Consider the following 535-nt stretch of genomic DNA (forward strand, 5'->3'; position numbering starts at 1 on the left):
GGGTGGATCAGCTGGCCCTGGGCGGATTCCTTGTAGGCCAGGACCAGGTCCCGGTCCACGGAGAGGTAGTTCTGGCCCTTGGGGTTGTAGATCTTCGCGGTCGGGAAGAACGCGTCCATGCCGAACGTGCGTGCCTCATCGGGGATGATCGGCGCAATGTGCTTGCCGAACTCCTTGTCCCGCATGAGGTCCTTGAGCAGGCGGACGAACGCCATGGTGGTGGCGGCCTGCTGCTTGCCCGAACCGCGCTTGGCAACCTCGTAGGACTTCGCATCCGGAAGCGCAATCGCGGCATGCTTGCTGCGGCGTTCCGGGACGGAACCGCCCAAGGCGGCGCGGCGCTCCATCATGTACGCGATTTCCGGCGCATCGATTCCCGGGTGGAAATACGGCGGCTGATACGGATCGCCCTCAAGCTGCTCATCCGTGATGGGGATGCGCAGGTGGTCCCTGAACGACTTGAGGTCGTCGAGGGTGAGTTTTTTCATCTGGTGGGTGGCGTTGCGGCCTTCGAAGTGCGGTCCGAGTCCGTAGC

At 63.6% G+C, this 535-nt stretch carries 1 pseudogene; it reads right to left on the reverse strand.

The features are described 5' to 3' along the window. Positions 1-535 (reverse strand): annotated as a pseudogene (locus CXQ91_RS24345) (pyruvate dehydrogenase (acetyl-transferring), homodimeric type); the annotation flags it as partial.

It is taken from the genome of Arthrobacter sp. Y81 (genome assembly GCF_002929335.1).
In the GTDB taxonomy this organism is placed as follows: Bacteria; Actinomycetota; Actinomycetes; order Actinomycetales; family Micrococcaceae; genus Arthrobacter.